This is a genomic window from Paenibacillus sp. BR1-192 (assembly GCF_029542445.1).
Taxonomy (GTDB): Bacteria; Bacillota; Bacilli; order Paenibacillales; family Paenibacillaceae; genus Paenibacillus_AQ; species Paenibacillus_AQ lautus_A.
Map to the genome: position 1 here is coordinate 1,834,545 of NZ_CP120718.1, position 21,213 is coordinate 1,855,757.

Below are 21,213 nucleotides of genomic sequence, written 5' to 3' on the forward strand. Positions count from 1 at the left end.
TCTGAAAACAGGAGGGAGGTATAGGAATGAATCATGTGTTAACCCGTTTAGATTTAGCGGATTCTCTGCTGTGCTCCATTCCCTCCAGGAGTCGGATTGCAGGAAGCCTGAAGCTTCCAAGCATTCGAACCTTCCGAATACGAGTTGACAGAACGATGCCCTTTGAGTTTGTTGCCAATTTGATGTCTCCGTTTTGCGGATTATGGGAGGCTGATGTCTGTTTTGATTACTCGGATTATGATAGCGCTCTGTCCGGTATTGGAGGGGAAGCTCAGGCGGATGTATATATCATCTGGTTAGATTGGCGGATTTACGCCCGCTCTATGAGTGCACAAGAAGCTGCACAATGGCTGAATGAACGGATCGTTAAACTGCGAATGGTAACGGATAAACCGATCTGGATAAATAACTGGCCGGAGTCCTTGGAAGATGCCGATAGGGTGCTCAGCTTCCGTGCCAGCGACCGTGGATGGTTCCGGAAGTTAAATTCGTTTTTGTTGGGGGCGGTTGAGAACAACACGGGCTGTGTTCTGATCGATTTAGCCCAATTGGCCCATGAAGGCACCGAGTCCTTCTATGATTATCGGAACGAAGAAATCAGCAACTACCCGTTTTCCAATCAGGCAACAACGATGATTTCCCGTCACCTTGGCGTCCAGCTCTTGCCCGCTTCCTTGGTTCCGAGGCTTAAAGCGATTGCACTGGATCTAGATGATACGCTATATCACGGAGTCCTGGGAGAAGAAGGAGCTGAAGGGGTAACGTTAACGGAAGGCCATCATCGGTTGCAAAGGCTGCTGCTTCAACTAAAACAATCAGGAATTATGCTAACGCTGTGCAGCCGCAATGAGGAGGAAGATGTTAAAGCATTATTCGATGCGCGCACCGATTTTCCGCTGAGATGGGACGATTTTGCCGCTGTTCGTGCAAACTGGCAGACAAAAGCAGAAAATCTGAATCGGCTCTCTCAAATACTGAATATCGATCCGTCTGCCTTCTTGTTTGTGGATGACAATCCGGCGGAATTGGTGAAGATGGCTGCAGAACTACCGGAGGTGCGCCTTCTCCGTGCCAAACGAAACGGTGAAGAAACGATGCTGGGTTTATGTCATTTTCCCGGATTGTATCAGCTTCACCGGGATGACATTGCCGTATCCCGAACAACGGATATCCAGGCCAATCAGGCAAGAGAGAAGATCAGGCAAACAGCATCGGATTACCATTCCTATTTAGACAGCTTGAACATGGTCATTACCATTTATCAGAATGAAGCTTCCCATGTCAAGCGGCTGTATGATCTAAGTCATAAAACAAATCAGTTTAACCTGGCTCTAAGGCGTATGACAGAAAATGAAGCAAATGACGTTATGGACGCCTCCAAATACGTTACGATTACGGTTGGCCTATCGGATATACTGTCAGACAGCGGAATTATCGGCACCTTTGTATGCAGGTTGGATGGCGAACAAGCGCATCTCATCGAGACGCTTTTTAGCTGCAGGGCGCTTGGACGTGACATTGAAACGGTAGCCTTTGCCTGGATCTTGGAGAAATTGATGGATCGCGGAGTGCAGCGTATCCACATTGAGATGTCCCAGGGGCCGCGGAATGCCCCCGCCTTGGACTGGATTAAGCGTTTTGTTGAGGGCTCGCCAGAACAGCTGCCGCTTAGGGATCTCTATGCACGTGTAAAAGCTGCTTGCGGGAACCATCCTGCCAGAGTGGAGGTAAATCGATGACGGAAATACGCAAACAAATTGGGTCGATCTTATCCGAGGTGTTGAACACACCGATACCGCCTCATGGTAATCCAAAGCGGGGAGAATTGCCGAATTGGGATTCTTTAAAGCATATGGAGCTCATTCTTCGCCTTGAAGAGCAGTTCGATGTTCGCTTTTCCATCAGGGAAGTAGCGGGTATTCAAAGCTTGGATGACATCGCCAGGATCATTGAGGTGAAGTCGTGAACCACAACATCACCGTTGAACGTTTCGGCATTCGATTAAGACCGATTACGATGGACGACGCCGAATTTATTTTCAAGCTAAGAAGGTCCCCTGAGTTATCGAAGTACATCGGAGAAATCGACTCTCGTTATGCTGTGCATGAAGCATGGTTGAAAGAATATTTTCATAGAGAGGGCGATTATTACTTCTGCATTGAGCTTCTCTCGGGAGTGCCGATCGGAACCATCGCGATCTATGATATTGATGGTCAAGCCGGGAACTGGGGAAGATGGATCATTTCCGATTCGATCCCAGCCGCTCCTGCCAGCGTATGGCTTATTTTTCACGTTGCGTTCGATATTCTGGGTTTGTCCAGTGTGTTTTCCAATACGGTCATCGAGAATGCGAGCGTCGTTTCTTTTCATGATCATTGCGGGCTGCCGCGAACCGGAATCGAACGCAATGGCCTGACGATCAGGGGAGTCCCTTACGATATGGTTATTCATACGGCTACGAAGGAGAACTGGCCAACGGTACAACAACGTTTAGAGAAGCCCGCTATTTTAGCGGAGCGTCTGCTCGGGGAGAATCCGGAAAGTAATTAATATGCATTCGGGATGAAAGACAATATGGCTTGTATACTACGACAGCGAAACCGTTCGCTGTCTTTTCTGTATGTACCGGACGAGAAGGAATGACATGGGTAATATGTCTGGTGAATTCGCCGTTGCTACTCTCAGGCGTATTTCATATTTTATCAGGAGAAGGAAATTCATGATCGCCCGGTAATTTCATCATGGGTGTTTTTTGAACAAGGACTTACTCTTCAAGAAAGGATGGACAACCAGGATGAGCGAAATCTTGCATAAAATAAAAACCAAGACGGCAACGGTGGCCGTGATCGGTCTTGGTTACGTCGGACTATCTGTGGCAGTGGAGGCAGCAAGAGCCAATTACAGGGTGTACGGAATTGACATTGATAAGAATAAAACGGAACAGCTGCAACGCGGAAAATCGTATGTTACGGATATAAAGGATGAAGATATCGATTCTTTGATCCATCAGCGACTGTATGCCGTTCATGAGTTTTCAGCGCTGGCTGAGGCAGATATCATCGTTATTTGCTTGCCCACCCCGCTTAACATCAACAGAGATCCTGACGTTTCCATGATTCGGTCAGCGGTTGATTCCATCATCCGGTATGCTTCGAGAGATACGCTCATTATTTTGGAAAGCACCACCTATCCCGGAACGACCGAAGAATTAATTAAGAATGTGATTGAGGCCAATACGCCATGGGAAGTGGGTAAGGATGTTTTTGTATGTTATTCTCCGGAAAGAGTGGACCCTGGAAACCGTAAATTCAATGTAAAAAACACACCTAAAATCTTAGGAGGAATCACGGAGGAATGTACACATCTCGGCATTCAATTTTACCGTTCTTTTTTGGATAACGTGATTCCGGTAAGCTCAACGGCAGCGGCCGAGATGGTTAAGCTGCTCGAGAACACGTTTCGAAGCGTTAACATCGCGCTTGTGAACGAGCTGACGCTCATGTGTGACCGAATGGGGATTAACATCTGGGAAGTGATCGACGCTGCTTCGACCAAGCCGTTTGGTTACATCCCCTTTTTCCCGGGGCCGGGGATCGGCGGCCACTGCATCCCGATCGATCCGACCTATCTGTCATGGAGAGCTAAAAAGTTCGGCTTCTATAACAAATTTATTGAATTGACCAGCGATATCAACAGCAATATGCCCCGCTATGTCATATCGCAGATTACCGACATACTCAATGACCATGAAAAGCCGCTAAAAAACTCCAACATTATATTGATCGGCATGGCTTATAAAAAGGATGTCAACGATATGCGGGAATCGCCGTCACTCGAAGTGTTCAGGCTTCTACAGCAGAAGGGGGCTGCGGTAACCTATTATGACCCGCTCATTCCATGGTTTATGGACAACGGCCACAGGATATCCTCCATAGAACTTTTGCCGGATCTGATTGCCTCCGCCGACCTGGTCGTTATTACTACCGATCATAGTACGATCGATTACCAGTTTATTGCTGAGCATGCCGCTTTGCTGTATGACACGAAAAATGTGACCCGGTCGATTAAAGGAAACATCGTCTTGCTCGGCGGACATAAGCGATTGGAGAAAAGCTCATCCCCGGTTGTGTCGATCAAAGATAACGGGGAAGGGAGGGAAGGGATTGATTGATGTTGTCATTTGTGTGCATAACGGTTTGAATGCGGTAAAACAATGCTTGAGCTCCATTCAAAACAATACGACGCAAAAAATTAATTTAATTATCATAGATGATGGAAGCGATCAAACCACAAAGCGATATCTGGAACAGTACACACGACAATTTCACCATCAATTAATTCGACACGATAAGCCGCTAGGCTATACGGCTTCTGCGAATCAAGGATTAAAACAGTCAACATCACGATACTGCGTCCTCCTCAACAGCGATACGGTCGTAACCGGTCAGTGGTTGGAAAGGCTGACGGAAACCATGGAATCCGACCGCAGGATCGGTATCGTCGGTCCGCTGTCAAATGCAGCCAGCTGGCAATCCATTCCCCATCGGGACTGGAACCGTAATGGATTGGAGCCCGACTTGACGATCGAACAGATGGCCGAGCTTGTCTATCAAGCCTCGGATAAGATTTTTCCGAGAGTCATGTTTTTGAACGGCTTCTGTTTAATGATCAAGAAAGAAGTGTTAGACAAAATCGGATATTTCGATGAGAAGAACTTTCCGGTAGGTTACGGGGAAGAAGATGATTATTGTCTTCGGGCCCGCGCTGCCAACTTTAAATTAAAGGTTGCCACCCACTGTTATATCTATCATCAAAAGTCGGCAAGCTTCGGAACCGATAGAAGAAAGAAATTAGTGCAGAATGGAAAAGCTGCTCTCTATCGCAAGCATGGCGAGGAAAGGGTTAAACAATCGATACAAAAAATGGCCGCACATCAATCGCTCAGAGAAACAAGGGCAAAATTAAAGTGGCTTTTAGCGTGCAGACGACAAATCATCACAAGTAATCAACGAAAAAACGTAGTATACACAGCGATAACCGGCAATTACGATAAGCTGCAGGATCCTTTACAAATGAGCAAGCATTGTGATTACTATTGTTTTACGGATAATCCGAAATTAAAGTCCGGAACCTGGAAAATTATCAAGTTAGATAAAATATTCGCTGATTCGGCCCGTCAAGCAAGATGGGTAAAAGTTATGCCACATTTATTATTCCCGACCTACAAACACAGTGTTTGGGTTGACGGGAATATCAGAATTGTCGGAGATATCGATCGGTTTATTGAAAAATATAGCGCCTCACCGCTCGTGTTCTACAAACATTCACATCGGAATTGTATTTATAAAGAAGCTGAGGCTTGCATTGCCTTGGGGAAGGATAACAAGGAAGTCATATTAAAGCAAGTAGCTTTGTATAAGAATGCGGGATATCCGAGGGATAACGGACTGATTGAGTCCGGCGTGATCCTAAGACGCCATAATGATCCTATCGTTATGGGGGCAATGACCACTTGGTGGAGACAAATTATAAGTTATAGCAAAAGAGACCAAATCAGTTTTAATTACGTGGCCTGGAAGAACAAGGTTCCTTTTACGGCGATCAATGGCAATATCCGTAATAATGAATTTTTTAATTGGAGCAAGCACCACAAGAAGCCTGTTATGAAAAGATTGAAACGCTAATATGTATCTTAGGGGCTGTTGTCGTACAACGGCCCCTTCGGTTTTCCCTTATTTACTGCCGCCTAACAGCTTGTTTATCATGTCATCCTTCGCTAGTTCGTCCGATACGATCTTTTGTATCTGAGAACTCTTCAGCGGAAGTTTCCCTTGCCTGATCGATCCGCCGAGGTAGAAGTGAAGGCTGTGAGGAAAAAATCGCGTCTATATAATAGAGTTCTTTAAAGGACGTCCCTTCAGGAAATCTCGCAAAATACTCTTTATAATAAGAAGACAACACGACCCTCGGCAATAAATAACGGATATCCTTGATGGGAGAGTCAATTCTTGAATGCTCCAGATCAATGATCCATAAATCTCCTGATGGCGTTTTTATTACGTTCAAATGGGTTAAATCCCCATGTACAAGCCATCTTTTATTGTTTACGGATGTGAGATGATCAGCGAGGAGGGGCGCTCTTCGGGAAGAAATTCTTATACATTTTTCAGCTAATTGTATACAGGGTTGAATATACGGCAAGGCGTACTGGTTTTTCCATTTCATCAAATCTTTTAATTTTAATTGATATTCAGATATCCATCTGTTAATTCCATTCTTCAAGGCGCTCGGTTTTTGATTGGATGTGAGTGAACTTGGCCATGTAGCGTGTTGATGAAAATCCCCAATGACCTTTACGCGGTCAATTATCGATGCAGGACCTCCAGAGATATATTTAGACAAATAATAACGATGCTCACCTTGCTTCGTACATAGTTTCCGTTGATTCGTGGCGATAACCTCAGGAACCTTCAACCCTTGTTGGGATAGTGCGTATTGTAGAGTGATAGAAGGGGTGAAGCTTTTACTTGATCTGTAATCCGACTTAAGGATATAGGATTCTTTGTTATCGATTACCTTCCACACTGCCTTATCCGGCTCGTTCTGAATCCATTCGATTTTCGGCTTTTTGATGTCATAATACTGGTTAAGAACCAACGCTGCCTCTTGAAGAGTAGGCATGCTATCACTCTCCATTCCAGATAATAGGTCATCATCTATTACAGGTTCTATGGTACGTCGAGCAGGCCTTGAAAAAGAGACTTCCAATTTTTCGCACACTGTTTGATCGTAAAGTTCTTGGCCACGGCCTTTGCGGCCTTTTGTGAAATTTTTTTTCGAAGTTTGGGATTCTCGATCATTTCTCGAATCCCGACATACCAGCCCTGCTCTGTTTGAGGAACAAAGTAACCCGTTTTTTTGTGGAATACGCAATCTCGGTATATGGGGGATAATGAATAAATGCCGGGAATGCGGCAGGCAGCATAGTCGCGGAACTTCACATTGCTTTTGCAGTGGTAGAACAGACCATCATCCATGGGTGCAAGACCGATATCCCAATTGGCCCGATACAGCTGCTGCATGAACTTGCTGTAATTTTCATTATGTTTCCAATGGGAGATATTAGGATGTCCCTTCAATTCTTCAGGACAGTACCCGTAGAACTCCAGTCTAACAAAATCTCCGTATTCCTTAAGTATGCGCTGCAATGCAGGAATAACCGGGCGGAAAGAACTTTCCTTTTTGGCACCTTCATATCCGATCACGAGTCGATCTTCCTTTTTCGGACTGTTGGACAATTGTGTATAGGAAACATCAATGCTTCCTGGAAAATAGACCACTTTAGGAGTGAAATGCATCTTAATCAGATCGCGAAAGACGGGTGATTCCACTTTGACTGTGTGTACGTTTTTTAGAAAGTAAGTATAGGTTTCTTTATAAGCGGGTTTTGAGTATATTTGGCCAAGACGAGTGGTTTGAGGAATCGCGAGAAAATGGTCGTCAATGACGTATACGGTCTTCTTTCCCTCACGGTGTGCCCATTCTAAACATTGGAGCGCTGCAGGCTCAATGCTTCTCAAAAACAAAATAATATCATATGAAGAAATGATAGAACGGGTTACTTGTTTATGTGGAAGGATCTTAAAACTGCAATATCCTTGTCCTTCCAAATAACGGAGAGGGGGAGAAGAATGATTTGGTACGATGCGGTTTCCTCTGAGCCGACCACAAGAATTTTTCTCATCAAATGACCTCCAAACCATCATGTTTACGGGATGCCCTTGCGGGTAACTCAGTTGAAAAATAGTGCTTGCCCTCACGAGGAGAGCAAGCGTAAAAGCCATATTTGAAACAGTGAATTTAGAACAAGTTATTGTCCGTACCTGTTACGGAGATTTGAGTTGGCGTGTTGCCGGTGAACCGGTTTCCGAATGCGGTGTTTTCATCGCCGGAAATGAGGAGTCCGAAATTCTGGTTGAGCTCCATCTCGTTGAATTCCACACTGTTAAAGTCTGTGGCGATTGCGATACCGGTTTGAGTGTTACCATCGGAATCGTTGGCTCCAAGATATCCGTTATCGCCGGTTGTGATCGAAACGCCGATCCCTGTATTATTTTCCACGTTGTTGCGTATCAGTACGTTGTTTGCTGCTGCAACGGTGATTCCGCTTGTTCCGTTTTGCGTGACCGTGTTGCCGAATAACAGATTGTTCGCTGCGGTGCTCGAGATGCCGATTGTGCCGTTTTGAGAGACAGTATTACCAATAGCCGCATTATTGGCGCCGGCCAACAAAATACCCACACTTGTATTGCTGAAGAATACATTCTGTACGATCCAGCTGTCGGTGCTTGCTACGTTGATTCCTGCAGCGCCGCCCGCGTCTTGAACACTGTTTCTCCAGGCTACATGTCCGGTACCGGCAGCTAAATCAATGCCAATACCAAGCGTGTTGTTGATGGTATTGCCAATAATGCGGTGATTGGTACCAGCGGTAACATCAATCGCATCGGCCGTGTAGTTTTGAATGGAGAATCCGTTAATTTCAACCCCCGTAGCTGCCGTGACAATGAACGCACTTGCCGCAGCGTTGAGTCCTTGGCGTATCGCCGCACCTTCATTTTTAGCTATAACTTTTACGTTGGAAGTCGCTACAGTCACCGCCGGCTCTGGATACGTTCCATCATTAACCAATACGACATCACCAGCGACAGCTGAAGCTACCGCAGTTGCAATTGGCGTCCCTGTAGGTGAAGGGAAGACCGAAATAATGGCCATCACGTCTACCTCCTTATATAGAATTGATTAAGGTTTTGTATTCTTAATCTAGTAACAGTTAATGCAATGGGAGAGAGTAATGTAAAGGCAGATGGATGAGTTGAAACGCACATTTTCGAGAGGTTGGAAGAACAGATAGATGAAAACCTATGTTCCCGCTGCCAAAGCCGACCAAGTGTAAAACCCTCCGCACTATGCACAGTGGAGGGTTTTCTTCATAAAACGTAAATACAAATATGATGATGTGATTTTATCGGCGGACCTGCCCGCGAATTTCACCATTCCGATTTTGGATCGTATGAACATTCACATAGGCATTGCCACGCTCGAATTCACGGATCGCTTCCTTCCTATTTAAATGCTCTAGTTTATTCAATTTCGATAGAGTTGGTATGTTTATCGGTCCATCCGCACAACCCAATTTTATTTCGGTGTAAGGTACGAACGCCGTTACAGTAAATAAACCTATACATAAAATGAGGAGGAAGTGTTCCTAATCCCTACTTGGCAGGTGAGAAACATGTCGAAACGAAGTCCTGCGAGTCCCGTTAACAGAAAAAAGAGGAGAAGATCCCTGTCCCCGATCATAAATGCCGAGCTTCCGAAGGTATCCGTCATCATTCCTGCCATGAACGAAGCAAAGACCATTGCGGCAGTCATTCGGCAAGCCAACCAAGTGCACGCCAACACAGAGGTTATCGTTGTTGCCAATGGTTCAACGGACGGTACGGCAGAAATTGCTCAGAGCACCGGAGCGAGGGTGATCCACCTGCCCTTTCCGCTCGGTCATGACGTGGGACGAAGTATCGGCGCTGCAGCGGCTAGAGGAGACATCTTGCTGTTTACCGATGCAGACATCGTAATCAAAGCAAGTGATATGACCCCTTTGACAAAAGCCGTAGAAGAGGGGGTGGACGTGGCTTTGAACAAGTATTTGGGTCCGACCGATAAACATCACGTTCACAGCGTTATCCTCGCTAAGCATACGTTAAACATTTTGGTATCCAATCCCGATTTGAAAGGAGCTTCACTTACAACCATTCCACATGCAATGAGCCGGAAAGCGGTACATTTGATTGGTATCGACAATTTGGCTGTTCCTCCGAAAGCTCAAGCAATGGCTATTTTTAATGGCTTGAAGGTACGGGGGATTCATTACGTGGATGTAGGAAAAAGAAATCCCAGGAGGGGTAGAACCAGAGGGAATGATCCTCTTGAAACCCTGATTGTGGGGGACCATTTGGAGGCAATAGATTGGTTAATCTCTCAATCCGGCATGCGGGGAAATCGATCGGATCTCGCACGAAAAAGAGAAAGCGTGTGGTGATGAGATGGTGCGAAGAAAGCGGAGACGAGGTATGATACCCGCCTCAAATTCTTTTAGGAGAGCAATGAAACCCATAAATAAAAGAGCAAGGACCAAGAGAAAACGGAGCGGTCATAAATTGGGGGCTCTTATTTTCAAGAATCGTCGGATTTCAAACGGAGCGGTCGACAATTGGAAAGAGAGAGCTTATGCTGCCGGCTATCAGCAAGCGGCCCATGAAGTTTCAACAACAGCGGATACACCTCCCCATATTAAAGTGAACGAGAGCTGGAATCGCTGGTACCATTCAGTCAAACCACTGCCATGGACGGTTTACCACGCGGCGGCGTCTAAATTTGTGGAAGGACACAGTAAGCATTCTGGAATATATCTAGGAAATGCCGTTCTCCTGCCGACGGACAAAAGGGTAGCGGCGATCGTCTTGGTTATGAACGAGAAAGACACGATTATAAAATTGCTGGAGCAGCTTCATCGGCTGCCGCTTCATGAAATCATTTTTGTGGTGAACGGATCAACCGATGAAAGCTTTGAAATGATCCGAAACCAATCGAAAGCCATCATTGTGCACTACCAACAAGCTTTGGGACACGATGTTGGCAGAGCGGTCGGGGCGAGGTTAGCCGATTCTGAAATTCTGCTGTTCCTTGATGGAGATGTTCCGATATTAGCAGAGCATCTCGTACCTTTCATTGATGCCATTGAACAGGGTAGCGATATTGCCTTAAATGATATTTCTCCATTGATCGGGATGTTTTCCAACAGAGACTACGTAACCATAGTGAAGGAGTTTATTAACCGATCCATGGGCAGGGCGGATCTCGAAGCCAATTCGCTTACCGCGGTACCTCACGCGATGAGGAAGGAAGCTGCCCAAATCATCGGATACGCCAATTTATCTGTCCCACCGAAAGCGCAAGTCATCGCCCTTGAAAAGGGTTTGAAAATAAATGCACCGGCCAGTGTAGACGTCATTACAAAAAATCGGCTCCGAGCTCGAAATGTCGGACAACAAAATGCAGTTTCCGATTTGATCATTGGAGACCACATCGAAGCTCTCAAAACGGCAATCGACATAAAGGGGCCGCGGCTATCTTTTATGGATCAGATTAGACAAAGGCAGCTAACCAAGGTTTAGAAGGTGGTAGCTATGAAAAAAACAAGCATCATTATTCCGACTTTCAATGGCAGGGAGCTGCTAAAGGATTGCATTTATTCGATTAAACGCCATACGAATGAGCCTTACGAGATCATCGTTGTTGATAATGGTTCCTCCGACGGCACCGTTGACATCTGCCGTCAGGAGGGGATTACCTTCATTTCATTGGCAAACAACATTGGCTTTCCAGCTGCATGCAACAAGGGTTTGAAAATTGCAACCGGCGATACGCTGCTCCTGCTGAATAATGATGTCATCGTCACCCGCAACTGGTTGCAGAATATGTTGAATTGTTTGAACAGCGAAACCAATATCGGAATCGTCGGGCCGCTCACCAACTATGCAAGCGGGAAACAACAGATCGATATGCCTTATACCAGTTTAGAAGAGATGTCGAACCAGCTGAATGAGCCGGATGCCAGTAAGTGGCTTCAAGTGGATCGAATCGTAGGCTTATGTTTCCTGTTTAAACGGGAATTGATGGATCGCATCGGACTGCTGGACGAACGATATTCACCAGGTCATTTTGAAGACGATGACTATTGTTACCGGGCCAGGAATGCGGGATATACGTTCAGGATCGCGGGCGATGTTTTCGTTTTTCATCATGGGAGTGCCAGCTTTGCCAAGCAGGACATGGGTCAAGTGAAGCATCTTATCGATACAAACAAACAAAAATTCATGGATAAATGGGGCGTCGATCCAACGATCTATGTATAATCATCTATTTTGCGAAAGGAAGGATTATATGAAGGGCGTCATTCTGGCAGGAGGTACGGGGACCCGGCTTTATCCACTGACCAAAGTCATAAATAAACATCTGCTGCCTGTCGGGAAGGTTCCGATGATATGTCACGGAATTGAGAAATTCAAAAAAGCGGGCATCGAGGAAATTCTCATCGTGATCGGCAAGCAATCGGCTGGTCTGTATACAGACCTGATCGGCAGCGGAAAAGAATGGGGGGTAAGCGTCACATTTAAAATCCAGGAAGAAGCCGGGGGGATTGCCCAAGCATTATACCTTGCCGAACCGTTCATAACACCGGGCGAAAAGTTCGTTGTGCTTCTTGGCGATAATCTGTTTGAGGATCATCTAATCACCTTTGTGCAAGCTTTTGAAAAACAGGCCGCTGGAGCGCGCGTACTTCTGAAGAAAGTTCTTGATCCGAAGAGATACGGTGTTCCCGTCTTGGAGAAAAACAACATCGTTTTGATCGAAGAGAAACCGGAGGAGCCTAAATCCGATTATTGCGTAACCGGTATTTATATGTATGATTCGACGGTGTTTGAAACGATCCGAACCATAAAACCATCGGCACGAGGCGAATTGGAAATTACCGACGTGAACAATGTGTATGCATCGAAGGGGCAGCTTACCTATGACATATTAGACGGATGGTGGACGGACGCCGGAACCTTCCAGTCCTTGTACCAAGCCAGTGGGCGATTGTGGTGAACCCTATTTCGGGAATGAATAAATCCGGAGGCCTGACCGCATGAGAACAATGAATGAGCATTTGCTGCTTCAGGGGGAGAGCAATCCGCCCAGTTGGAAGGATACAGAAAAGGTTACTCAGTGGGACGGAGAGAGGGATACAGGCTCGGTTTTTCCGATGCGGTAATAAGGTCCTTACCCAAGGAAGAGGAGCAGGTCCGCGATCTCCGTATTCTTTATGTCACTGCAGGCATTGGCGTTCCTTATCCTGCGCTGGATCAGGCGGTGACTGACGCATTAAAGGGACTGGTTCGAAGTCTCTCGGTTGCGAGCCCTTCAGAAGATATCGTCCTTTTGGCTAAGAAATTCCAGCCGGACCTAGTACTTGCTTTAAACGGTGTCGTTTTGGAAGCCGATACGCTCAAAGCGCTCCGGGATAGCGGATTTAAAACAGCCATTTGGTTTACGGATGACCCGTACTATACGGACTGGACGGTTTCGATCGCTCCCCGCTACGATTATATCTTTACGCTTGAATCCAACTGCGTATCATTTTATCGCGATTTAGGTTGTCAGCATGTGTATCACTTGCCTTTTGCAGTCAATCCGAACGTATTTTATCCGAAGCATGTGCCGACCTCCAACCAGACCGATATTTGTTTTATCGGAACGGCCTATTGGAACAGAGTGGAGTTAATGGATCATCTGGCCCCGATATTGAATAATAAAAAAGTCGTCATTTCCGGATGGTGGTGGGACCGGATGAAACATTACGCCCAGCTGTCCGACAAGATTAAGCTCGGCGATTGGATGACGCCGGAGGACACGGCAACTTACTACAATGGAGCCAAGATCGTCATCAACCATCACCGTTCATCCGATGACGATACAATCAACGCCAACAGCAGAAAGGTAAAGGCGCTTTCCGTCAATCCCCGCACGTTTGAAATATCCGGCTGCGGCACGCTTCAGTTATCGGATATCCGCCACGATATGGATCAGTTATATTCCCCAGGTACGGAAATAGAAACCTACGGCTCTTATGATGAACTGATGGATAAAATCGACTATTACTTGCGTCATGAGGAAGAGCGACAGCGAATTGCTTTAAATGGCTTGATAAGAACAAGAAAGGATCATACCTACCATAAACGATTGAGCACGATGCTTCGTATCATTTTTCCTTGAGTCAAGCCAAATTGGATTGTTATACCCGTTTCCTAATGAGTTCCAAAGAATATATTGTGCGTAAGACGGGGTGATCATCATACGGCAGCACTTAGAGAAAAGAAGACACAGGCCGGTAAAGAGGCGACATAAGCGAAAAGTTATTCTTCAGAGAACAAAAGGCCAAACGCCAAGCGACTGTACCCAGAAATTGCTGGAACAAGCGGCAGCTTCGTTTAATGAAGGCTTTGATACCGGCTACGACCAGGCGATGATGAGGTCGCGGCCTTCGGAACCCGAAACGATGGCAAAACCAAACTCGGGAGAGGAGTACGCGAAGGGATTATATGAAGGAGGAGAAGGGATCGTGGACTCGATACTCCCGGAGCTAGAGATTCTTCCTGAAATTTCGGTTCGCCAGATTATCGAAGCTGGTATGGAACAAATGAGTTCTCAATATTATCGTCTTCTAAGCGCGGCGGAGGTTGCAAGGAGGCTTAACGAAGCTTTGGATTCAAGCTCCCCGTTGTCCGTTATCCGCTTAGGGGATGGGGAACTGCTTACGCTTGCGCAGGAGTTGGTTTTGAACACGGACGAAGTGCGTAAAGAAGGACATTTTTTAAGTTATGCCGGTGTTCGTTTACCTGATCTAAAAGCAAGAGATATGTTGGCAGCCTCCGTGAGAAAGGCCGATATCGTTGGCATTCCCAAACTAAGATTGCCGAACTTTCAACCTCTGGGCTTTTCGGTTTTTAAAGCGCATGGCATTGATTATCGAAAGTTGCAACTAACGTTATCGACGGTCAACTATGCATTGCATTTGGAAGGTTTACTGGGAGGGATCCTTGCAGGACGTCGAGTTCTCGTGGTGGGCAATTCCGCTCCCGGTCTTTCACGGGTGCTGTCGGGCCGCGGAATCAAGGTGGCGGGCACGGTGGCCCCCGTGGAAGGTATCCACGATATTCCCAGAATCATGGATGAAATTCGAGGGCATCCATTCGACATCGCGCTGGTGGGCGCCGGCATTCCGGCTGTTATCATTACAGAGCGAATTGCCTCCGAGCTCGGAAAGGTCGCTGTCGATTTCGGGCATCTGGCTGATTCCTTAGCAAGCGGGGAAGCAACCTTATGAACCGCATCAGCCATCATAAAACGGACGGTTACAACGACGGGTTTAACAAAGGCTTCCATTCCGGCTACAAGGATGGATACAGCCGGGGGCGGAATATGGGAATATCCCAATTCAGGAATGTTTTTGAGGGTACAAGTATCATTATACCGACCTATAATCAGCTTCCTTATTTAAAAGAATGCATTGAAAGTATCGCTCAATATACCGGCACGCCGTATGAACTCATTATTATTGATAATGCATCCGATGACGGAACTGCGGAATTTCTCAAATCTTCCCAAGGGCTTCGCTTTCGAATCAATGAAGAAAATTTAGGCTTTGCAGGAGCTGTAAATCAGGGACTGATGATGGCAAAAGGAACAACGTTGATGATCTTAAATAATGATTCCGTTGTAACGACCAACTGGCTCACGAATTTACTCGTCTGTCTGCACAGCGACCCGCAGTTCGGGATTGTCGGTCCGGTGACAAATTATATCAGCGGAGAGCAACTTATTCATGTCAGCTACCACGATACCGCGGAGATGCAGCAATTCTCCAAATCATACAATCACTCTAATGCGCACAGCTGGACCGTTACAGAACGCTTGACAGGTTTTTGCATGTTGATTCGGCGTGATGATTTTTACCGATTGGGTTATTTTGACGAGGGCTTTGAGATCGGCAACTGTGAAGATGACGATTATGGGCTGCGTGCCCGTCTTCTTGGAATGCAGCTCATTATCGCCAAGGATACGTTTATTCACCATTATGGCAGCGTCAGCATGAAGACGTTAAATTCCAGATTCGAACAAGTGTATGCGAATAATCTTTCTTTCTACTCCAGCAAGTGGGAAGATCCTCATGAGATGTTGTCCCTGAAGTGGCAGCGGAGCTTAAACCGGGACATGAAGCTGCGGACCGTTGATATGTATCCGACGTGTGTCTTCGTGACAGGGGCAGACTCGGTAATCTATTGGATTGAGAACGGAATCAGGCACCCGGTTCATGGAGCCGTCGGCATTCAGGCAGTACGGGTTTCACAGGTTGATCTCCGCTGCTGGCCGCTCGGGGATCCCATGGCTGCGGAGGAAGCCGTTGGGCGTATGAGGACTGTGTATTTTCCATCCACGGAATCTTGGGAGCAAGAAGGCAAACTGATCAAGCATAAGAACGGCAGCGTTTATCAGTACAAGGGGAATCGGCTGCAGCGATTCCTGAATCGGCTCGTCTTAGCGGCTTGGCGCCTTGATTTTTACGAGCCGCTGCTAGTGAACGAGCACGAAATCCAGCAATATGGGGAGGAAATTCCAATCATTTCTCCTCCGGTGATTAAGGCGGATAACATTTAATTAAAGAGAAAAGGGTGAGACGGATGAGAGCAAGGAAAAAAAATGGCGGTGCTGCGTTGAAGAGAAAAGGAATCCGTGGAAGAGGCTTAAGAGGGAAGGGGGCGAATCGAGTTTTTGGGGGAAAGAGAAGAAAAGGTCCAGGAAGAATAGCTCCGCGACAAACGGCTGCCGAATACAATCAATCCTATGATGCGGGGTTTGATAAAGCGTATAACGAAGGATTTAACGTTGGTTATGCGGAGGGTATGGAGGCCGGTCATCAAGAAGCTTATAAAGGAGAAGGATAAGATGGCTTTAAGAAAAAAAAATAAGGCCTCGAAAGCGAGCTGGAAAACGAAAACACCATCCTGTTCGTCTTAGCGCATATCAAAAGGGCAGTTTAGACGGTTTCCAGCGGGGAAAAGAGGAAGGGCTCGCTCAAGGGCGCGCCGATGCTCAGAAAAGATCCCAAACCGCTGTTGCCGTCATCGAGACGGCTCTGCCCAAGATGGACGTTCTGGTTATCGCGGCAGGCATGATACCGTCGCTTGAAATCGGCGTTATCCAGCCCCTCCAAACGCTGAATAAACAAGAGAACCTGCAATTCGACGTGAAACTGGAAACCGACGTGACCCACGAAATGATTGCGGCCGCGAACACGATTGTATTCGTTCGCAATGTGGAACCGGCGGCCTATGCATTACTAGAGCTGGCCCATCAGCTGAATAAAAGGACGGTCTATGTTATTGACGATAATTTCCTGGAGATTCAGCCAACAACTCCGGTGGGCGAATATTACAACGATCCGATCCGTCGAGAGACGTTTATTAAGTTTTTGAAAAATACGCAAATCATTAAAGTCGATGCTCCTGATCTCGGCACCTATATTCATGAGCGGTACAATAGACACGTGATTTACTTCCCTGCCAGCATCGATTTCGAGTGGCTGGACCAGAACGAGAAGGCGGATAAGGATCAGGGGCAAGTGGTCATCGGTTATGCAGGAGGGGACAAAGAGGAAGATTTCGTGCCCGTCATTTCAGCGTTGAACAAAATTTTGGATTATTACGGGGGGTTCGTGAGATTAGAATTTTACGGCTACCTTCCGCCTTCGCTGGCTGATCATCCAAGCGTCAAATATGAAGGCGGGGGGATGGAATACAAGGAGTTTTTGAAAAAGCTTAATAAGAGCAACTGGAACATCGGGATTGCGCCGCTTGCCGACAATTCATTTAACAAGGGGAAAACGAATACCAAATTCCGTGAATACGGTGCCTGCGGCATTCCGGGCATATACTCGAAGTCTCCTGTTTATACGCATTGGGTCGAGCAGGGCGAAACCGGCTACTTGGTTGAGCATACCGAGCAGCATTGGTATGAGGGAATCAAGGCCATGATCGAAGATCCGACGATGCGGCAGAGAATCAAGGAGAATGCGCATAGGTCAGCCCGGCAGCATTTTTCGCTTCAGACATGCATCGATAATTGGAAGAGATATATCTTCAAAACGTAAAATCGGGGGAGAGAGCGGGAAAATGGGGAAAAGAGGGAAAAGAGGGGATATAAACGTACTCATCGTCGGATCGGAAAAAATCGCTTCCTATAAAATCGGCATTGAGCAGCCCCTCCGCCATCTGGAGAAGATGGGAGTTTGCGACTTTGACGTCAGATCCGATGATGAGATGGACAGATCAAGGCTGGCTGAAGCGGATATCGTCCTCTTCTTCCGAACGGTTCAGCCCGAAGCTTATAAGTATCTGGAGATGGCCCGGGAGATGGGAAAAAAGACGGTGTACGTGATCGACGACCATTTTATCGCGATGTCTCCGGGTTCGGATATGGGACGATATTATCATGATTCTTCACGAAGAAAGACGTATGTTAAATTTCTGAAAAACGCCCAAAGCGTAAAGGTTGCTTCCAGTTTTTTTGCCAAACATCTTGAAACGCATTTTAGTCCCCAAAAAATAATCTATTTTCCGGGAAGCGTTGATTTCTCCGTTTTTTCCGGTTTGAAAAAGAACCGTAAAGAAGAAGGGAAAGTCGTAATCGGGTATGAAGGCGGAAAAAAACAAGTGGCTTTTGAACCTGTTATCGGGGCATTGCATAAAATCATTGGGAAGTACGGGGATAAACTCAGAATCGAGTTCTGCGGGTATGTTCCCGATGAACTCAGGGAGAAGCCGCAGGTGTTTACGGAATCCTACGATGAGAACTATAAAAACTTTCTGAAGCGCCTTTACCGTTCCAACTGGGATATCGGGTTAGCGCCGTTGGAGCGAACGCTGCTGCATGATTGCAAAAGCAACAATAAATTTCGCGAATATTCCGCTTGCAGGATTCCGGGGATATATTCTTCTTCTCCGGCTTACGAGGAATGGGTTGCCGGGAAGGAAAACGGCCTGATTGTATCCGGTGAGAGCGATGATTGGTACGAAGCCATGGTCCAACTGATCGAACAGCCGGAACTACGGCAGAGCATCGCGGAGCATGCCGAACAAGTAGCATGGGCGAATTTTTCAGTGGAAGCTTGCGCCGAACGATGGCGTTCACAAATTCTAATGTCGGAATGACGAGGGATTATGAAAGGAGAGGTTCACTTGGACCATAAGCTGATACCCGTTCTTCAACCGAGTATAGGTCAAGAGGAGATCGACGCTGTGGCAGATGTTTTACGGTCAGGATGGCTTGGACTTGGCCCCAAAACGGAACAGTTCGAGCAGGAATTTGCCAAGTATGTCGGCAGCCGTTTCGCGGTTGCGCTCAATTCCGGTACGGCCGCGCTCCATCTGGCCATGGACATTTTGGGTATTGGGCCGGGTGACGAGGTCATCGTGCCTTCCATCACGTTCATATCCACTGTCCATGCGGTTAGCTATGTGGGAGCAACGCCGGTTTTTGCGGATATTGAACCCGATACGATGAACATATCGCCGGAAGATATCAAGCGGAAGATAACAGATAAAACCAAGGCAATTATCGTCGTTCACATGGGCGGGCATCCCTGCGATATGGATACCATCCATGAGTTGGCGCATGCCAATGGAATCAAGGTAGTAGAAGATGCTGCGCACGCATGCGGCGCGGAATATAAAGGCAAAAAGATCGGCTCCGTCAGCGATATCACATGCTTCAGTTTTCATGCCGTCAAAAATTTAACGAGTGGTGAAGGCGGCGCAATTACCTGCAATACCGAGTGGATGAACCGTAAGCTGCGTGAGAAGAGGTGGGTAGGCATTTCCCGCGATACGTGGATACGGTCGTCACATGAGAAGGTGTATGCATGGCAGTATTTCGTTGATGACGTAGGATACAAATATCATATGAACGACATGCAGGCTGCCATCGGGCTCGTTCAGTTAAATAAGCTGAGCCAATTGAACGGAAGACGAAAAGAAATAGCGGCTCGTTACCAATCCGAACTGAAGGATTTGGAATGGCTGGAACTTCCTCGTGAACAGCCGTATGCTCAAAGCTCCTGGCATTTGTTCCAGGTTAAATTCAGCAAGGAAAGCCAGAGGGACCGTATGATTGGACACTTGCAGGAACACAATATCGCGACGGGCGTCCATTATTATCCGTGCCATCTGCATCCGAGCTACCTGCATCTCAAAGCGATCGTGCCGCTCTCCTCGGAGATCTGGAAAAGAATTCTGACCCTTCCTATTCATCCGAACATTACGGAGGAGGACTTGGATCGGATCATAACCCGTATAAGGGAGTTTAAGCCATGAGAAAACTGTTGGTTCTAGGTGCGGGAATCTCCCAGCTCCCATTAATTGAAACCGCGAAAAGAATGGGATTATACGTTATTGTTGTGAGCCGACAAGGAAACTATCCCGGGTTTGCCAAGGCAGACAAGGTTTACTACGAGGATACGACCCATATGGATAAGATTGTCGAAATCGCCCGGCATGAAGGAATTCATGGAATCTGTACAACGGGTACGGACGTGGCCGTCAAGTCGATCGGCAGAGTCGTGGATGAATTGGGAGTAAGCGGATTGAGTTATGAATCCGCTCTGCTCTCCTCAAATAAATGGAAGATGAAACAGGCTTTTATGAAACATGGCGTACGAACGGCACGATTTCTGAAAGTCCAAACCTTGCAGGAAGCCTACAGCGCTTTCGAAGTATTGTCGCCGCCGCTTATCTTTAAGGCAGTGGACGGGGGAGCAAGCAAGGGCATTGTGAAGGTTGCCGATATGGCCCATGTGGAATACGCATTTGAAACCGTGCGCAAGGATACGAAACTGGATTTTTTCATCGTTGAAGAGTTTATTGAAGGAACCGAGTTTGGCGCACAGGCATTCGTCTACGATAACCAAATTCAATTCATCATGCCGCACGGGGATTTCGTCTTTTATGGGGATACCGGTGTTCCCATCGGTCACTATGTCCCATATGAATTGCCCGAAGAAGTGCAGCAAGATCTGTTTTCCCAGTTGAAACAAAGTATCGAAGCGTTGGAATTAAATCATTGCGCAATCAATGCGGATTTTATTTTGAAAGACGGGCATGTGTATGTTCTTGAAATCGGAGGCAGAGCAGGAGCTACATGCTTGCCCGAACTGGTGTCCACTTTCTATGGATTCGATTACTATGAGCAGATCATCAAGGCTGCTCTTCGCATGAATCCGTCATTTCCCTCTCATACTTCACAGCCTTGTGCGTGTGAATTACTGATCTCCGATAAAGATGGGGATATTACTGGACTTGAGAACGGAAATGAACAGCATGAGAATATTATTCAAATATCATTTGATTATCATATAGGCGAGAAGGTAAATAAATTCAGGGTTGGCACTGACCGAATCGGCCAGATCATCGTGAAAGGGGACCGTTTGGAAGAAGTGCTGAGCCTGCTGGAAGAAGTTAAAGAGAAGATAAGAATCGATTTAGGTTAGATCTT

21 protein-coding genes are annotated in these 21,213 nt (G+C 46.7%); 17 read left to right on the top strand and 4 right to left on the bottom strand.

Features of this window, described 5'->3' with window-relative positions; translation table 11 throughout:
* Positions 1-26: 26 nt before the first annotated feature.
* From P0X86_RS07775 to P0X86_RS07795, 5 genes are all read left to right on the top strand, one after another.
* Positions 27-1,739 (top strand): HAD-IIIC family phosphatase, encoded by a 1,713-nt coding sequence (locus P0X86_RS07775; protein WP_277748262.1) that lies wholly within the window; start codon positions 27-29, stop codon positions 1,737-1,739.
* Complete coding sequence (locus P0X86_RS07780; RefSeq protein ID WP_096775338.1) at positions 1,736-1,966, top strand: acyl carrier protein; 231 nt, start codon at positions 1,736-1,738, stop codon at positions 1,964-1,966. The genes P0X86_RS07775 and P0X86_RS07780 overlap by 4 nt, the downstream gene beginning before the upstream one ends.
* A complete protein-coding gene (locus P0X86_RS07785; protein WP_213580526.1) occupies positions 1,963-2,550 on the top strand; it encodes a GNAT family N-acetyltransferase in 588 nt (195 codons plus the stop codon). Before P0X86_RS07780 ends, P0X86_RS07785 begins: the two co-directional genes overlap by 4 nt.
* 244 nt (positions 2,551-2,794) lie before the next feature.
* Positions 2,795-4,171 carry a nucleotide sugar dehydrogenase gene (locus P0X86_RS07790; RefSeq protein WP_213580527.1) on the top strand — a complete coding sequence of 459 codons (1,377 nt, stop codon included), beginning with the start codon at positions 2,795-2,797 and terminating at the stop codon, positions 4,169-4,171.
* The gene (locus tag P0X86_RS07795) at positions 4,164-5,684 is read left to right on the top strand and encodes a glycosyltransferase domain-containing protein (protein ID WP_277748263.1); all 1,521 of its coding nucleotides are present in this window, start codon (positions 4,164-4,166) and stop codon (positions 5,682-5,684) included. The genes P0X86_RS07790 and P0X86_RS07795 overlap by 8 nt, the downstream gene beginning before the upstream one ends.
* A gap of 82 nt (positions 5,685-5,766) precedes the next feature.
* Here the strand turns inward: P0X86_RS07795 and P0X86_RS07800 are convergent, their stop codons facing one another.
* The 4 genes from P0X86_RS07800 to P0X86_RS33280 all read right to left on the bottom strand — a co-directional run bounded on the left by P0X86_RS07800 (position 5,767) and on the right by P0X86_RS33280 (position 9,196).
* Positions 5,767-6,681, bottom strand: a complete 915-nt coding sequence (locus P0X86_RS07800) for a phosphotransferase (protein ID WP_277748264.1) — start codon at positions 6,679-6,681, stop codon at positions 5,767-5,769.
* A gap of 47 nt (positions 6,682-6,728) precedes the next feature.
* Positions 6,729-7,766, bottom strand: a complete 1,038-nt coding sequence (locus P0X86_RS07805; protein ID WP_277748265.1) for a glycosyltransferase family protein — start codon at positions 7,764-7,766, stop codon at positions 6,729-6,731.
* Between the two features lie 94 nt (positions 7,767-7,860).
* On the bottom strand, positions 7,861-8,775 hold the full coding sequence (locus P0X86_RS07810; protein WP_009591692.1) for a right-handed parallel beta-helix repeat-containing protein: 915 nt from the start codon (positions 8,773-8,775) through the stop codon (positions 7,861-7,863).
* A 250-nt stretch (positions 8,776-9,025) separates the two neighbouring features.
* Complete coding sequence (locus P0X86_RS33280) at positions 9,026-9,196, bottom strand: CHRD domain-containing protein (protein ID WP_481858279.1); 171 nt, start codon at positions 9,194-9,196, stop codon at positions 9,026-9,028.
* 99 nt (positions 9,197-9,295) lie between these two features.
* Between P0X86_RS33280 and P0X86_RS07815 the strand changes: the two genes are divergently transcribed.
* From P0X86_RS07815 to P0X86_RS07870, 12 genes are all read left to right on the top strand, one after another.
* Entirely contained in the window at positions 9,296-10,102 is an 807-nt protein-coding gene (locus tag P0X86_RS07815) for a glycosyltransferase family 2 protein (protein WP_277748266.1), read from the top strand.
* Positions 10,103-10,166: 64 nt separating this feature from the next.
* On the top strand, positions 10,167-11,237 hold the full coding sequence (locus P0X86_RS07820; RefSeq protein ID WP_277748267.1) for a glycosyltransferase family 2 protein: 1,071 nt from the start codon (positions 10,167-10,169) through the stop codon (positions 11,235-11,237).
* 12 nt (positions 11,238-11,249) lie between these two features.
* Positions 11,250-11,978 (top strand): glycosyltransferase family 2 protein, encoded by a 729-nt coding sequence (locus P0X86_RS07825; protein ID WP_277748268.1) that lies wholly within the window; start codon positions 11,250-11,252, stop codon positions 11,976-11,978.
* Between the two features lie 28 nt (positions 11,979-12,006).
* Entirely contained in the window at positions 12,007-12,714 is a 708-nt protein-coding gene (locus P0X86_RS07830) for a sugar phosphate nucleotidyltransferase (protein WP_277748269.1), read from the top strand.
* Positions 12,715-12,834: 120 nt separating this feature from the next.
* Positions 12,835-13,881 (top strand): CgeB family protein, encoded by a 1,047-nt coding sequence (locus tag P0X86_RS07835; protein ID WP_277748270.1) that lies wholly within the window; start codon positions 12,835-12,837, stop codon positions 13,879-13,881.
* Between the two features lie 190 nt (positions 13,882-14,071).
* Positions 14,072-14,992: a GT-D fold domain-containing protein gene (locus P0X86_RS07840; protein WP_277748271.1), complete on the top strand. Its 921-nt coding sequence runs from the start codon at positions 14,072-14,074 to the stop codon at positions 14,990-14,992.
* The gene (locus P0X86_RS07845) at positions 14,989-16,323 is read left to right on the top strand and encodes a glycosyltransferase family 2 protein (RefSeq protein ID WP_277748272.1); all 1,335 of its coding nucleotides are present in this window, start codon (positions 14,989-14,991) and stop codon (positions 16,321-16,323) included. The genes P0X86_RS07840 and P0X86_RS07845 overlap by 4 nt, the downstream gene beginning before the upstream one ends.
* A 23-nt stretch (positions 16,324-16,346) precedes the next feature.
* A complete protein-coding gene (locus tag P0X86_RS07850) occupies positions 16,347-16,610 on the top strand; it encodes a hypothetical protein (RefSeq protein ID WP_041621943.1) in 264 nt (87 codons plus the stop codon).
* Positions 16,611-16,810: 200 nt separating this feature from the next.
* Positions 16,811-17,815, top strand: coding sequence for a glycosyltransferase (locus P0X86_RS07855; protein ID WP_277748273.1), 1,005 nt, complete (start codon positions 16,811-16,813; stop codon positions 17,813-17,815).
* 22 nt (positions 17,816-17,837) lie between these two features.
* A complete protein-coding gene (locus P0X86_RS07860) occupies positions 17,838-18,875 on the top strand; it encodes a glycosyltransferase family protein (protein WP_213580538.1) in 1,038 nt (345 codons plus the stop codon).
* Between the two features lie 9 nt (positions 18,876-18,884).
* Positions 18,885-20,036, top strand: coding sequence for a DegT/DnrJ/EryC1/StrS family aminotransferase (locus P0X86_RS07865; RefSeq protein ID WP_192569353.1), 1,152 nt, complete (start codon positions 18,885-18,887; stop codon positions 20,034-20,036).
* Positions 20,033-21,208: an ATP-grasp domain-containing protein gene (locus P0X86_RS07870; protein WP_192569352.1), complete on the top strand. Its 1,176-nt coding sequence runs from the start codon at positions 20,033-20,035 to the stop codon at positions 21,206-21,208. Before P0X86_RS07865 ends, P0X86_RS07870 begins: the two co-directional genes overlap by 4 nt.
* The last annotated feature ends 5 nt before the right edge of the window (positions 21,209-21,213 follow it).